Here is a 14,444-nt window from a genome sequence, read left to right on the forward strand (position 1 = left end):
TATGAGTATTTTTGATGAATTGCGGCAAAGAAAACTGGAAGCACAGACACGGCGCCATTTTTTGAAAAACTGTTCCCTGGGTTTGGGAGGGCTCGCATTTGCTGCAATGACAGGCTGCAATCCTTTTCCTTCTTCCAAAGGCCAACAAAAGTCACCGGCTGAAGGACATCCGCTGGCGCCTAAGCCGCCTCATTTTGCTCCTAAGGCCAAGCGGGTTATCTATTTACATATGGCCGGAGCTCCTTCCCAGTTAGAACTATTTGACTATAAGCCTGAACTGCAGAAGTTGCATGGCAAAGATTGCCCACCTTCCTTATTAGAAGGTAAAGAGTTTGCCTTTATTGAAGGAGTTCCCAAGATGATGGGGCCACAGGCTAACTTTAAAAAACGGGGTGAGTCGGGCGTGATGGTATCAGATTTATTGCCTCACTTTTCGACCATCGTAGATGATGTTTCGATTATAAAATCGATGCATACTGATGAGTTTAACCATGCTCCGGCCCAGCTTATGATGTTAACGGGCGGTCCTCGCTTAGGGCGTCCCAGTATGGGCTCATGGGTAACCTATGGTTTGGGCAGTGAAAATGACAATCTGCCCGGCTTTATGGTGCTGGTTTCGGGGGGTAAAACTCCGAGTGCAGGGAAAAGTGCGTGGGGCAGTGGATTTCTGCCTTCGGTTTATCAGGGCGTGCAGTGCCGCTCGAAAGGAGACCCCATACTTTATGCATCTAATCCGAATGGGATAGATAGAGATCTGCGAAAAAAAGCAATCGAAGCTATTAACAATATCAATAAGAAAGAGTATGAAGAAGTGGGTGATGCCGAAATATTGACCCGCATATCGCAATATGAGATGGCTTTTCGGATGCAGACGTCGGTGCCGGATGTAATGAACATTGAAGATGAGCCTAATTACATTCATGAGATGTACGGTACTGAACCGGGCAAGACTTCTTTTGCCAATAACTGCCTACTGGCCCGGAGATTAGTAGAAAAGGACGTCCGCTTTGTGCAACTATTTGATTGGGGATGGGATTCCCATGGCACCGACAAAAGCACCGCAATAGAAGCCGGATTCCGTGATAAATGCAGGCAGGTAGATCAACCGATGACAGCGCTTGTTAAAGACCTGAAACAGCGCGGGCTCTTGGAAGAAACCCTGGTGGTATGGGGCGGAGAGTTCGGTCGTACACCGATGCAAGAAAATCGAGACGGACAGGAAATGCCTTTTATGGGCCGAGATCACCACACCGAAGCGTTTAGTGTCTGGATGGCTGGTGGAGGCGTGAAGGGAGGAATGACTTATGGTGAGACCGATGAAATAGGATACACCGGTATCAAAGATCGAGTACATATTCATGACCTGCAGGCGACCATACTTAACCAAATGGGCCTCAACCACGAAGAATTAACTTATTTCCATCAGGGTCGGGACTTCCGCCTTACGGATGTGCACGGCCATGTTGTAGAGGATATTTTAGCATAAAAAAGTAAGCGCCAGACGACAGAGGGGAACTAAAGATGTTTACTTCTGTGCACTTGCCTTTTTACTTTTCGTAAATCACCTAAATAAAGGCTTTTCCATTATTCTAACTCGAACCATTTAAGAACTGAAAATGACCATTGACCGGAAAACATTTATCTCTAATATAGCGTTGGGTGGTGCTGGGGTATTGATGGGACAATCCGATGGGGATACTCAGAATCAGCCAGCCTTTGCCATTCCTGATAATTTCTCGATTACTTATCTGGCCACCCGATGGGGTTATCCGGGAACACTTGATGAGTTCTGTGCTGCTTCCAGGGAAGCTGGCTATGATGGTATCGAAGTCTGGCTGCCCAATAATCAAGGAGGTCAGGAAGAATTATTTGATGTCACTGGTCAGTATGATCTTAAAGTAGGCCTTTTGGTTGGTTCAGGAAGTAGTACTTTTGATGAACATTTTGCTGATTTCAAGAAGGATTTAGACCGAGCTGTTCAGTTGGACCCGTTGTTTATAAACTGCCATTCAGGTCGAGACTTTTTCCCTTTTGAACAAAACAGTCAGATTATTGACTACACTATCCAAGTGAGTGATTCGGCTGGCATTGAGGTTTATCACGAAACCCACCGTTCAAGGATTCTTTTTGCCGCTCATATTGCAAAGCAGTTTATGGAGGACATTCCCGGATTGCGGCTTACGTTAGATATATCGCACTGGTGTAATGTGCATGAGTCATTGTTGGATAACCAGCCAGAGGCGGTGCAGTTGGCTCTGCAGCGAACGGATCACATACATTCCCGGATTGGCCATCCGGAAGGGCCACAGGTAACGGATCCCCGGGCCCCGGAATGGAAGCAGACCGTAGAGGCTCATTTTGCTTGGTGGGACAGGGTTGTAAAACAGAAGATCGATGAGGGAAAGAGCCTCACGATGACGCCAGAGTTTGGTCCGCCAACCTACATGCCTTCAGTACCGTATACGGGGCAACCCTTAGGCAATCAGTGGGAGATTAACAAGCATATGATGGATTTGTGGAAGCAACGATATAGCTGATAGTAGGTTGATAATGATAAAAAAGATATGAGCGTAATACATGGAGCAAGAAGTTTCTGATTTCGTATTATTTTTGGGACGTTTTCATCCATTGATCCTGCATCTGCCGATTGGTTTTTTGGTAATGGCGACTATTCTGGAAGGAGTATCGCGTCTTAAACGATTTGATGAGTATAATAAAGCAGTGGAACTGGTATTGCTGTTGGGGAGTCTATCGGCTGTAGCAGCGGCTCTGCTTGGATATATGCTGGCGCAGGCCGGTGGATATGGCGAGCAGCTACTAATTATCCACCAGTGGTCGGGAGTGGGGGTGGCTGTGGCATCAGCGGGAGCCTACCTGTTGAAGCGGTATAACAGGAATAGATCTTCTGCTCTGATGGACCGGGCCTATTTGTCACTGTTGACTATCATGGTGATAGCACTGGGAATAGCGGGTCACTACGGAGGATCGTTAACGCATGGCAGTGATTACCTAACGCAGTATATGCCCAATGGCTTGCGAACGGTCGCGGGTTTGCCACCGAAAGAGGAAAAGGGATTCAAAAAAATTACCAATCTGGAGGAAGCAGCAGTCTATAACGACATCATTGATCCCATTTTTGAAACACGCTGTACCTCCTGCCACAACCAGAACAAAAAGAAGGGAGAACTACAGATGCATACACGTCAGCTGCTGATGAAAGGAGGGGAGGGCGGGCCTATCATTGTAGAAGGTGAAGCTGATAAAAGTGAAATGATAAAGCGAATCAACCTTCCTGAGGCCCATGATGATCATATGCCCCCTGAAGGGAAGCGTCCTTTGACCAGTGAGTATAAAAAATTGTTAGAATGGTGGGTCAACAGTGGTGCACCTTTTGAAAAAAGGGTGTCGGAGCTAAAAAGATCTAAAGAAATCCAATCAGCCTTAAACACTTTGGTTGACCCGCAGGCCAATATGAGCCCGGCTGAGAAGTTATTAGCCTCGGATATCGATCCTGTAGAAAGCAAGGTGCAGACAGAGTTACAGAAACATGGGGTAGATCTTCGTCCAGTATCAGATCGTGGCCATTGGCTACAGGCTGATATCAAAAAAGAGCATTCAGTTGATTCGTTACTAGTCATGTTGAAAAAGGTATCGCCCCAGCTCACCTGGCTTGATCTTGGGGAAACAACGACGACAGATAAGGCCCTTCAACCTATCAGAGAGTTTCCTAATTTGACCCGTCTCCATTTACAAAATACGCGGATTACCGATAAAGGACTTTCTGAACTTGCGGGCTTGGCCAATCTTGAATACCTGAACCTCTACGGAACAGCAGTCACTGATGCGGGCATCCAGCAGTTAGAAAAACTGGACAATCTTACCAAACTTTTTGTTTGGAGAACACAGGTAACCCAAGAAGGAGCCCAGGATTTACAAGAAACTCTCCCTAACTTGAAAGTATATTTGGGAGCAGAAAAGAAATCAGTCGCTTTAGAAAATGATAGTAAATAGGGACAATCTTTTAACTCTATCGGATTTTCAAAAATCCCTAAGATACATGTATAGAATCCAGCCTATCTAAAAAGGAAAAGTTAGAGGGGGGACAGTTCTATTTCTGCTACTAGAGTAAATATTGGTATCAGGAAAGGCGATCAAGATTGGAAGGTCGAATAACCGTAATCCGTTGGGAGGCAAGGAGTACCTGAGGGGGGACTCGAACCCCCACAACCGAAATGGTTACCGGATTTTGAATCCGTTTTTGTAAACATTTCTTAGTATTTCATATCCCTTCTAAATATTGCCCAAACTATTGAATATCATACATTTAACCATTACTTTGAATTGAAGGATATTTCATAGCATTAAAATATTTGTTGTCCCTATGTTGTCCCGAGAGTAAAAAAATAGGAAATATCAGCTAACATTTAGATATGGAAAAATTAAAGCTAACAGACCCTTTTATCAGGCATTACCCAGCTCCGAATAAGAGGACTGAAATTTATGATGAACATACTTCTGGATTGGCTGTACGAATAACAGCAAAGGGCACAAAGTCGTTTGTATATCGTTATAGGTTTAATGATAAGGTACGTCGGTTTACGATCGGAAGGTTCCCGAAAACATCACTGGCAGAAGCCCGAGAACGTGCCGGAGAACTTGAACGGAAGGTGAGCGAGGGCATAGACCCAATGGAAGCAAAAAAGGCTCGTAAGAGCAAGCCCCAGCCTAAAAAATTTGAATACCTGGCTAACCAGTTTAAAAAGAAGCATCTGCCTACCCTGAAAGAATCGACACAGAAAACCTATACCGAACGAATAGACGGTGAGATGATTCCGGCCTTTAAGGGTATGGCGGTAAAAAATATCAGCAGGGGAGTCATCATTGAGCTGTTAGAGGATATACTCGACCGTGGCAGTCCCTACCAATCCAACAGGGTTCGGGCTATTCTTTCAAGTATGTTCTCTTTCGGTGTGCAGCGAGAGATAGCAGAGTATAATCCGGTAAAGACCATTAAGCCATTGGGCAAGGAAGAGAAACGGGACAGGGTACTGGAAGAAGATGAGATAAAGAAGCTATGGGAGGGCTTTGGTACAATAAAACAGCCAACCGGATCTTTGTTTAGAATGTTGTTACTGTTAGGCCAGCGATTGGGGGAGACGCGACGGATGAAGTGGGAGCATATCGAGGATGGTATCTGGACTATTCCCAAAGAGCTGACAAAGGCTAAACGGACGCACTACTTGCCGTTACCGCCCTTAGCATTAGAAATTATAGAGAGTCTATCGAATGATAGCCCGTATGTATTCCAGTCTCCAATGAAGGATAACGAGCCACTAAGTAGCGTTCACAGTAGTTTTAACCGTCTGCAAAAAGATTTATCAATTGATAATATCCGTATCCATGATTTCAGGCGCACAGCGGCTACCTACATGGCTGAGTTAGGCACAGACCGGACGATATTGGGCAAGGTACTAAATCATAAAGGCTTAGCTGGTGATTCCCAGGTTACGGCGAGGTACGACCGGCATGGGTATGTTGATGAAAAACGAACGGCCTTAAATCGATGGAGCCACAAATTACAGCAGATTATTGAAGGAACGGAAACCAAAATTACTAAAATTGGATAGTATTATGAGTAAAGAAGAAGGATTTTTCAAAGTAAAGATTGAAAGCAGTACGGAGAAAGATTATAAAGCCTTGCAGGCCAAAAAGGAAAAGCTAAAAGAAGAAGCCTCAGCTTTGCAGGAGCAATATAATTCTGAGATAGCGAAGGCATTGAAAATTGATGATCCTCAAAGGAGGATTGATAAACTCCAAGCGGGCCTTTCTTTATTAAAAAGACATAGAATTAATGGTAAGGTTGACCAAAACTGGGCTGATCGGAAAATTAAGCTATTGGGAAGAGAGATAGATAAAGCTGAAGATGCAATCTATAGAAGTGGTAAGGGTTCTACGGATAAAAGCGGAGACGGTAAACGAGGTCGAAAACCCATTAGCGCTGAAGTAAAACAAAAAATAAAACAATATTATAGGACAAATAAAGAGCAGCTGGAGAATAACAATGAGGATGCTGACGGATATCCTATACAGGCTTGGATTGCAAGACAAATATTAGAGGAAAAAGACGAAGATATTGGAATTTCTGATGCATACGCAGATCCCGAACGCACAATTATCGAATGTATGAATGATATTTAGTAGTCGATGAAAAAAATGAAGAAATAATAAATTATTATTCATCCTTGCCCACCAAAGACTTATAGGAATTTAAGAAGTTAATTTTTCCCTGATTTCAAAGTAAGTATTCTGAATTGTCTTGAAAATTAAATCAATCAATTCAGTATGAAAAACTTACAGATTATACGCCCGTCTGAACTGGCAGAAATTTTAAATGTTTCTACCGTCACCATTTGGAGAATGGAGAAACGGAATGAGCTGCCACCCCGAAAAAAAATTAGTAGCCGTTGCGTTGGCTGGACTGAAAAGTCTATCGAAGAATGGTTGGATAACCGACCCTATGCCGATCCTGAAGCCGAAGCAGAGAGAGAATCCAATCTTGAACCCACTGTGCAATAAAAAAGCCCTCCGGCAGTAACCGGAAGGGCAGGAGACGACACGCCCCAATATACGTGTTGCGCTCCTTAATTGCACAAAACTATGAGGCGACACTATGGACGATCAAACAAAACGAAATCAAATTAGAAAGACCTTTCAGGCCCTACATGGAGATGAACCCTTGACGAGACTACAAGTTGCCCAAAAGACCGGTATACGGCGCGCGAATGTGTGTTGGTACATCCGACACTTTCGTAAACGAAATCAAGTTGCCGTTGTAAGGAAAGGCATCGATCCGATTACCCGCCACCCTGCAGAGTTCCTTACCACCAATCCGGATCTGTTCCCTGACGATCCACAAACGGATATGTTCGGGGGCAGCGATGAGTAAGGAATCAACCCGCCTCAAAATACCATGCGAAATGGCTGTATTTGCCTGTAGTGAGCATAAATATAAGCAGGTAGGCTGTTATACGGCATCACACTTTATCTACAGTGGCAACGCCCATAGTAGCGATAAGCCGGTTCATGCTGTGGCTGAAGCTACAGGCTATCCAGTCAAATCAGTGTATCGTTATTTCAGATGGCTGATATGTCGCAACTGGTTTGGTAAGAATAGCTATGGCCGGTACTACTTCCGAGGCATTGACCAAGTACATCAAATTGAAGGTTGGAAGTTCGCCCGAGCTGCTATGATGCGGAGTAAGGATTTACAGAATATTCAAGCGTTTATGGCAGGTGTGGTTTGCGCTTCACTTGTCCAAACGGGAAAGGGCCAACGTGGAGAGCAAGTTAAGGGGTGCTCCAAACATGACGTTGGCCCAATTTCCCTATCAGTGTTAGCGGATGTGTTAGATGTTTCAACCCGCCACGCTCAAAAGTTACGTAAAATGGCTGATGAAGCCAATTATATCCGTAATAAGCCAACATTAACCGAGATAACCAACTGGACACCTGAGGACTTGAAAGAGCTTAAAAAGCAGGATTTACATTATTTACCGGTAGAGCTTTTAGGATATGCAGATAAGAAGGTTACGGCAATTGATCGTATCCGTTATAAGGATGATAAGCTTTTCTTGCAAGAGGCTAACACAATTAAATATTTGCTACAGCTAAAGAGTAGAAAGGGCTTGTCTCAGTACCAGCCCCCAAACCCCAGTACTAATGTTAGAACGAAATGAGAATGAACATTTGACCAATAACAACCCCATGGTAGATAAGCTCAAAGAAATTTTCGCTGATGATGTTGACTTGCTCTTTTTGTGGCTCTTAATCCTGATAATCTTGCAAACGCTATGAGCTTAACGAAAGCAGACAAACAGAAATTGGAAGAATTACGGAAACAGAAACGCAACGGGAATCTTGACGAGAATATGCGCCCGTATCTGAAATGGCTTTTAAAACATGAAAATTAATCACAACAAACAATAAATAACGATATGAGTTACACAAGTTTATCAAAAAAAAGGAAGTCAATAAGATCAACAATTAATGAGAATAAGGCCGAACTATCCGAGTTGGAAGTGAAGCGTGATAATCTCTTTGAACAACTCGAAGAGGTTGAAGAGCAGCGCGTAAACGAACGTGCAAAGGTTAAGGTAGGCAGGGGATCGGATAAAAAATCGAAGGCCGCAGATAAGCAATATACGAACGTGAAATCCGAACTGGAGAAGGTGCGTGATGATATAGCAGTATCCGAGAAAGCGATCGAGATGCTGGAAGATGAAAAGGCAGAAATAGAATCAGATTTTCAGCAGGCTGCACGTAAGAAATGGCATGATAAGGCCGGTAAGCACTTGTCTAATATCCATGATCTGATGCAGCAGGTAAAATCCGAGATTGACACCCTTAATGGTTACCGTAAGGAGTTACAAGCGGATAGTTTTCATAACCCCAGCCGATCATTTTTTGAAGGTATAGGCCACGATTCAATGCCGGTTATTAGTAAAGGCAAGTTGGGAGCAGATGCACGGAATTTCATTACAATGAATAATCTCAAATCAGAATAATATGTCAAAATTCAAATTCACGGAATCACCAAAAAAACAGAAATCGGTAACTAAGAATCCGAAGAAAGCATTTTCAGTAACACCTAAGAAATCTAAAACCACAAAGGTATAACGATATGACAGTAACAAAAGAGCAATTAGACAACCTACGAACTGAGGACGGTTACTTTTCAGAGCCTGAAGCCAAACTCTTGGAAAAGATGGAAGGCAAACCACTTAACGAGATTGTTCAGGACGTTGAGCAGCAATCCAATATCCCTAAGGGAAATCCAGCAACCGATTGGTCTCGAAAACAGAAGCTGGCTTATCTGGAAGATCATTCGCACCAGGATTATAAAACGTTAATTGATGAACGGAAATAGGGGTATGGCCGAAAATCGGTCTGGCCGGTGTAGTGTGTGCGCTGGCCGCCCCTTTAATATCGGCAGGAAAGCACACATAACAAACGAAATATCTTATAGGCTATAGGGGGTAGTAAAAACCCATTTGAAGCCTGTAGAACTAATTTTAATGCCTTATACAGCAAATTAAACTCCGTTATAATGAGCAGTTACAAACGAAATAGGAGCCGTAAAAGCTGGGATATTCAGAAATTGAAACTTCGTATCCAGGACGCTTTAAAAGCGATTGAACCCGTTTTTTTAGGTGAAGAGGGCAAAGACTACGATAGGGATGATATGCAGCTCAAATGTAAGGCTGCTCATGCCTATTCCCAGCTGGCAAGTAAGCACCGCAAACTCTTAGAATTGGAAGAAATCGAGGAGCGGTTGAGTAAATTGGAAGAACAACACAATACATGATAAAATGAGTTATAAACGCAGATTGGACAAAATCGAAGAGAACAGCTGTCATGGTTTATCGCTTGATGCGTTGACCATTGCAGACGAACCGATTATCCGCGAAGATATAGCGACCGATAAGCAGAAATACATACAGGTGCCCACACCCTTTGGTATGGGATTGAAGCCCGTTGATGATAGTCACCCGCAGGGTATGACTAAGCAGCAGCATCTTGAAAACGGTAATGATATAGCATACGAGGTACAATAATTATGAAAAGTCACGAACGTAGGATAGAAAAGCTGGAAGATAAGACTATGAACACCAGACCTGATGCTCCGGATAATCTGGGGGATCTATACGCTACGGAAGATGACCCCAAGTCTGAAATGAGCAAGGCTTTAGATGCTTTGTATAATCCAAACAGGGGAACTAAGAATCCCAATGATGCAATTTGAATGATATTCTTTAAAAGCAAAAAAACGGCAACATCATGAATAATTATAAAGCTTTGTTCTTACTGGCGACTGCATTTGTTGTGGTGAATAGTAATTTCTCATGTTCTCAAAGCGAGCTTTCACCGGCGTTGCAGGAGTATTTGAATAAGTCAAAGAAACAGCAACCAACAGATACAACATTTACGAGGATTCCCTTAACATTCCCTGAAAGAAGGAGGCATCCTGATGATTTTTTCCGGGAAGAGTTAGGGAGAGGTGTTCCAATAGACTTTGCCGAAAATGATAGTATTTAGCTAATGGTATAGTATGCCGGAAGGTATTTAAACGCCTTAGAACGAATCCTCAGAAGCCGTTTAGAGGCCACAGACAACGATTTTTACAATTAACCAAATAACAGCATTATGTTAGACATAGCAGGTAAATTAACGATGGGAACCGGCGGTGAGATCGGCAACGCCGGAGCAGACTATTCCATCACAGACGAGGGATTCAACGTAACGGAAAACGCCTCTTTTTTAGAGCGCAACGCCTATACCGTTGGTAATGCCCGAGGTGCTTTCTGGGGAGACGGGAGCGATATCATATTAGAAGCCCGGGACTTGTCCGGCGGAGACCTTGCCCTTCGATCTCTGGGTGGAAATATAAACCTTCGCAGTGTTGGTTCTGTAGGTGAAAATAATCTATACGGCTACAACCACTTCGAACGCTTCCAGCAGCAGGGCGATGAGACGCGCACGCTGACTAATAGCGGGGAGGACTCGTTAACTATTGATGCGCCTATCGTGCGGCTTACCTCTGTTAATTCAGGAGCAGTACTGGCCCGAATTGATATAGGCACGTCTCCGAATACTGATCGGTCGTTCTCTTTTGCTCTTGTCAACGATTCAGGAACAGACTTGACGGTACGCGACCAGAGCAACGCAAGTCTTTCTGGGGCCAATGTTATAACACCCGCCCATGTTGACCGGGAGTTCCAGGACGGCGGCCGCTTTGAAGTAACCTACATTTTAGCAACGGGTAATTATCACATTAACCAGGACAGGAATTAAAATGAGTTGTATAGCAATCACTTCGACACGAAAGAAAATTATACTTTTATCAGACGGCCGGTCAGCTTCCGAGGCTACCAGAGAGGTAACACGGATGGACAAGCCCAAAGTTCATAAGGTATCCGGGGACACCGGTCTGGCATGGCTGGGGTGGTATCCGACCGAGAGCGCGGACAAAGAGCTTGTAGAACATTTGAACCCTACCGAGTGGCCGACCATGAACGCCGAAATATTGGCCCATAAAGCGTCTGATTACATCAAAGACGGAATGTCCCCGGAGGCACTGGCAAAGCTGGACGGAGAGAACCCGCTAAGGATCTGCATTCTGATTATTGGCTACGACGGCAGTCAGCCCGTTATCTGGCAGATTGACTCTCACCGGGGAGAACGGTTTGAACCTGTCTCACATAACCTGCCAATAGGAAAATCCGCTTGGATGGGATACGATAAGGGCACTTCCGATCCTACTCCTTACGTGGCAAGCTATAACACATTGCGAGAGCACGGGAGAACGCCCATACAGGCCGCCCGGCAAGCGTTTAAAGCAGCGGTAGAGAGTTATAAGGCGAAGGGAAAGCCGGTAGGCGGGGAGACGTTCAGCGTTGTTCTCCGGCCAGCCAAACAGAGCAAGTTTAGACATGCGCTAATGAATTAATTATATTCCAGTACTCTCTTGATGAATAGTAGGCCTTGTAGGTTGATAGCTTGCAGGGCTATTTTTATTTCTAACTCTTATTCTGAAACCATTACTTTTATTTCCCAATCTCCATTAGCAGAGTTAGATTTTAAGTAAAATCTTCCTGATTGATAAATAAAGGATTCGCCACTTATATTCTCTTTATTTACTTCGTTGGCTACAATCTCGCCTTCAAATGTTTCTTGCCCAGGCTTTAGTAAGTAAACTTGAAGGATATGGCCGTTACCTTTGAGTACGGGATTTGATGCTGTTGAACTATATTCAATTTTCCATTCTTCAGAATTAACTGTAAAAGGAGCTGTATTTGATATACCAGAACCCTCAAATGTTTCAATAGTTTTCCATTCTTGATCTTGAGCATTAGCCGTTATAGCTATACATACAATCAACGATATTAGCCATAATTTTTTCATAAGTACCCCGTCTTTGATGATAAATTGAAAAGTAAGTTAGAAGGATATATCAGAATCCCAAAACACCGCACAGAATCTGGTCTATTTAAGAGGGCTTTTTTATTTGCGATCAATAGCAAACCCCGAAATTTCAACACCCTGAACGTTTAAAGTTCCATTCATTCGAGAAGTAGGAGTAACATCAAACCGAGTTATTGCATCTGCTCCCATATCTTTGGCAACTTTATAAATTTCATCAATAGCTTTTTCAACGTTAATACTTTCAGGATAAAATTCCTCTACAGTTCTATATCCGCTTTGACTATCTGAATCTGGAATGCGCCTTTCCATTTTTCGAACGGCTGGCCATTGGGTAACTGTAATTAATCCAATAGATTGGTACTCTTCTAAATACTGTTCAGGTGTAATTAGAAAACCTTGAGCAGTATATTCTGAAAAGTCATAACCCGTAACGTTGACCACTTCACTACGTGCTACTGTTTTAGGTCCACTGCATGAAATTGAGATAAAAGCCAATATTAAAATTGATATAGTAAGCCTATACATAGTACCCCGTCTTTTGATGATGATTAATTTAACATCAATTTAGTAGGATTTAACAGAATAGCAAAACCGCACACAGAAACCAGCACGGTGAAAGGTACGGGACGTTTTATTCCAACCAACCGCCATTCCTTAGATTAAGGGTAGCCATAGTCTAACTGACTTGAATAGCCACCCTATAACTACCCTATGCGCACAGAATCCGGATTATTGGAGAGAGAAATTAGAGGGGAGGTAAAACATTCTGTGTTGTCCCTATGTTGTCCCGAACTAAAAATAAGGATTAAATGAACGACTTATCTGTTAGGTTGTAATCATCGTAAGTCATTGGGAGGCAAGGAGTACCTGAGGGGGGACTCGAACCCCCACAACCGAAATGGTTACCGGATTTTGAATCCGGCGCGTCTACCAATTCCGCCACTCAGGCATCAAGGAAATTTTGTGAATCAGAATATAAGGGATTGGGTACTACTTATACAACCTCAATTTGTCTTTTTTAGTCTGCATAATCCATAAAAAAGCGGGATCCGGAATGCTTAATCAAGTTGGGTTTAGGCCGTTACCGTTTCCCTGGAAAATTCTTGTATGCTACTCTTCTGGACGGGTTCGCCCATCAGGGTAGCAGAGGTGCAATCGGTGATAGTAACTTCCACATAATCGCCCTTCTGGAAATCTTTGCGGTCAAAGACGACCATCTTATTGGTATCCGTACGACCACAGAGCTGTTCATCGGATCGTTTACTGGTACCTTCAACCAGCACCAGGTGTCTTCGACCAATTTCCTGCTTATTGAGTTCTTCCTGGATCTCCATCTGCTGTTTTATGATCTCAGAGAGGCGTCGTTTCTTAATATCTTCAGGCACATCATCCTCATATTTACGCTGGGCCAGTGTTCGCCCTCGCTCGGAATAGGCAAACATGTAGGCCAGATCGTACTTGACTTTAGCCATTAACGTAAGGGTATCTTCGTGTTCTTCCTCCGTTTCCCCACAAAAACCAGTGATGATATCCGTAGAGAGTGTGAGCCCCGGAATAATATCCCGCATCTTCTCAACGAGATCAAAATACTGCTCGCGAGTGTACGGTCGGCGCATGCGTTCGAGCACAGCATTGTTCCCTGACTGTGCAGGAATATGGATGTAATTGCATAAGTTGGGCTGCTCGCTAATAATTTCCAGCAGTTCTTCCGGGAAGTCTTTGGGATGGGGAGAAGAGAAGCGGATCCGCATTTCAGGATCAACTTGGCTGGCTTTGTACATGAGATCCGCAAAAGAGTGATCGCCATCGTCATAAGAGTTCACATTTTGTCCCAACAGGGTAACTTCTCTATACCCCTGATCACTAAGCTGCTGAAGTTCGTCAAGAATGCTTTCTGCCGGTCGACTGCGCTCTCGGCCCCGGGTAAAAGGCACCACACAAAAGGCACACATGTTATCGCACCCCCGCATAATAGTCACAAAAGCGCTGACCCCGTTATCGTTGGTGCGAATGGGTTTAATGTCGGCATAAGTTTCTTCCAGCGACAGGATCGTATTCACAGCTTTGCGGCCGTCATCTACATCCGAAAGCAATTTAGGAAGGTCACGATAAGCATCTGGACCAACAACAAGATCCACAAGTTGTTCTTTTTCAATAATTTTGTCACGGATACGTTCGGCCATGCATCCCAGCACACCCACCGTCAGGTTGCCATCCTTATCTCTTTTCAGTGCCCGGAACTCTTTAAGGCGGTTCCAAACTCGCTCTTCAGCATTTTCGCGAATAGAGCAGGTGTTGACAAAAATGATTTCAGCATCTTCAGGCTCATTAACCGGTTCCATGCCTTCTTCCATTAAGATGGAATTGACAATCTCGGTGTCAGAGACGTTCATCTGACAGCCATATGTTTCGATATAAAAGTTACGTTGATCCAAGGGAATAGGACTTTTACTTGCTTAATG

At 43.8% G+C, this 14,444-nt stretch carries 19 protein-coding genes and 1 tRNA gene; 16 read left to right on the forward strand and 4 right to left on the reverse strand.

Translation table 11 applies throughout. The annotated features are described in order from the left end of the window. Nucleotide 1 precedes the first annotated feature (1 nt). The 16 genes from J6I44_RS14485 (at nucleotide 2) to J6I44_RS14560 (ending at nucleotide 11,506) form a co-directional block, all read left to right on the forward strand. Complete coding sequence (locus J6I44_RS14485) at nucleotides 2-1,486, forward strand: DUF1501 domain-containing protein (RefSeq protein WP_265766867.1); 1,485 nt, start codon at nucleotides 2-4, stop codon at nucleotides 1,484-1,486. A gap of 130 nt (nucleotides 1,487-1,616) precedes the next feature. Beyond that, entirely contained in the window at nucleotides 1,617-2,537 is a 921-nt protein-coding gene (locus J6I44_RS14490) for a sugar phosphate isomerase/epimerase family protein (protein ID WP_265766868.1), read from the forward strand. 40 nt (nucleotides 2,538-2,577) lie between these two features. Further along, complete coding sequence (locus tag J6I44_RS14495) at nucleotides 2,578-4,011, forward strand: c-type cytochrome domain-containing protein (RefSeq protein ID WP_265766869.1); 1,434 nt, start codon at nucleotides 2,578-2,580, stop codon at nucleotides 4,009-4,011. 419 nt (nucleotides 4,012-4,430) lie between these two features. Then, a complete protein-coding gene (locus J6I44_RS14500; RefSeq protein WP_265766870.1) occupies nucleotides 4,431-5,627 on the forward strand; it encodes a tyrosine-type recombinase/integrase in 1,197 nt (398 codons plus the stop codon). Between the two features lie 4 nt (nucleotides 5,628-5,631). Beyond that, on the forward strand, nucleotides 5,632-6,198 hold the full coding sequence (locus J6I44_RS14505) for a hypothetical protein (protein ID WP_265766871.1): 567 nt from the start codon (nucleotides 5,632-5,634) through the stop codon (nucleotides 6,196-6,198). A 144-nt stretch (nucleotides 6,199-6,342) separates the two neighbouring features. Further along, complete coding sequence (locus tag J6I44_RS14510; RefSeq protein ID WP_265766872.1) at nucleotides 6,343-6,576, forward strand: helix-turn-helix transcriptional regulator; 234 nt, start codon at nucleotides 6,343-6,345, stop codon at nucleotides 6,574-6,576. A 94-nt stretch (nucleotides 6,577-6,670) separates the two neighbouring features. Further along, entirely contained in the window at nucleotides 6,671-6,946 is a 276-nt protein-coding gene (locus tag J6I44_RS14515) for a helix-turn-helix domain-containing protein (protein ID WP_265766873.1), read from the forward strand. Next, complete coding sequence (locus J6I44_RS14520) at nucleotides 6,939-7,736, forward strand: hypothetical protein (protein WP_265766874.1); 798 nt, start codon at nucleotides 6,939-6,941, stop codon at nucleotides 7,734-7,736. The genes J6I44_RS14515 and J6I44_RS14520 overlap by 8 nt, the downstream gene beginning before the upstream one ends. Before the next feature lie 258 nt (nucleotides 7,737-7,994). Beyond that, a complete protein-coding gene (locus J6I44_RS14525) occupies nucleotides 7,995-8,564 on the forward strand; it encodes a coiled-coil domain-containing protein (RefSeq protein WP_265766875.1) in 570 nt (189 codons plus the stop codon). A 116-nt stretch (nucleotides 8,565-8,680) separates the two neighbouring features. After that, on the forward strand, nucleotides 8,681-8,926 hold the full coding sequence (locus J6I44_RS14530; RefSeq protein WP_265766876.1) for a hypothetical protein: 246 nt from the start codon (nucleotides 8,681-8,683) through the stop codon (nucleotides 8,924-8,926). A gap of 180 nt (nucleotides 8,927-9,106) precedes the next feature. Next, on the forward strand, nucleotides 9,107-9,364 hold the full coding sequence (locus tag J6I44_RS14535; RefSeq protein WP_265766877.1) for a hypothetical protein: 258 nt from the start codon (nucleotides 9,107-9,109) through the stop codon (nucleotides 9,362-9,364). Nucleotides 9,365-9,368: 4 nt separating this feature from the next. Next, nucleotides 9,369-9,614, forward strand: coding sequence for a hypothetical protein (locus J6I44_RS14540; RefSeq protein ID WP_265766878.1), 246 nt, complete (start codon nucleotides 9,369-9,371; stop codon nucleotides 9,612-9,614). Between the two features lie 2 nt (nucleotides 9,615-9,616). Then, nucleotides 9,617-9,802, forward strand: coding sequence for a hypothetical protein (locus tag J6I44_RS14545; RefSeq protein WP_265766879.1), 186 nt, complete (start codon nucleotides 9,617-9,619; stop codon nucleotides 9,800-9,802). Nucleotides 9,803-9,837: 35 nt separating this feature from the next. Continuing rightward, nucleotides 9,838-10,095, forward strand: coding sequence for a hypothetical protein (locus tag J6I44_RS14550; protein ID WP_265766880.1), 258 nt, complete (start codon nucleotides 9,838-9,840; stop codon nucleotides 10,093-10,095). A 108-nt stretch (nucleotides 10,096-10,203) separates the two neighbouring features. Further along, nucleotides 10,204-10,851, forward strand: coding sequence for a hypothetical protein (locus J6I44_RS14555; protein WP_265766881.1), 648 nt, complete (start codon nucleotides 10,204-10,206; stop codon nucleotides 10,849-10,851). 1 nt (nucleotide 10,852) lies between these two features. Next, a complete protein-coding gene (locus tag J6I44_RS14560; protein ID WP_265766882.1) occupies nucleotides 10,853-11,506 on the forward strand; it encodes a hypothetical protein in 654 nt (217 codons plus the stop codon). Nucleotides 11,507-11,583: 77 nt separating this feature from the next. Here the strand turns inward: J6I44_RS14560 and J6I44_RS14565 are convergent, their stop codons facing one another. The 4 genes from J6I44_RS14565 to miaB all read right to left on the reverse strand — a co-directional run bounded on the left by J6I44_RS14565 (nucleotide 11,584) and on the right by miaB (nucleotide 14,417). After that, nucleotides 11,584-11,961 carry a hypothetical protein gene (locus tag J6I44_RS14565; protein WP_265766883.1) on the reverse strand — a complete coding sequence of 126 codons (378 nt, stop codon included), beginning with the start codon at nucleotides 11,959-11,961 and terminating at the stop codon, nucleotides 11,584-11,586. A gap of 99 nt (nucleotides 11,962-12,060) precedes the next feature. Continuing rightward, nucleotides 12,061-12,507, reverse strand: coding sequence for a hypothetical protein (locus tag J6I44_RS14570; protein ID WP_265766884.1), 447 nt, complete (start codon nucleotides 12,505-12,507; stop codon nucleotides 12,061-12,063). Between the two features lie 339 nt (nucleotides 12,508-12,846). Beyond that, a tRNA-Leu gene (locus tag J6I44_RS14575) sits at nucleotides 12,847-12,931 on the reverse strand. Between the two features lie 124 nt (nucleotides 12,932-13,055). Continuing rightward, entirely contained in the window at nucleotides 13,056-14,417 is a 1,362-nt protein-coding gene (miaB, locus tag J6I44_RS14580; protein WP_265766885.1) for a tRNA (N6-isopentenyl adenosine(37)-C2)-methylthiotransferase MiaB, read from the reverse strand. Between the last annotated feature and the right edge of the window lie 27 nt (nucleotides 14,418-14,444).

It is taken from the genome of Fodinibius salsisoli (assembly GCF_026229185.1).
In the GTDB taxonomy this organism is placed as follows: Bacteria; Bacteroidota; Rhodothermia; order Balneolales; family Balneolaceae; genus Fodinibius; species Fodinibius salsisoli.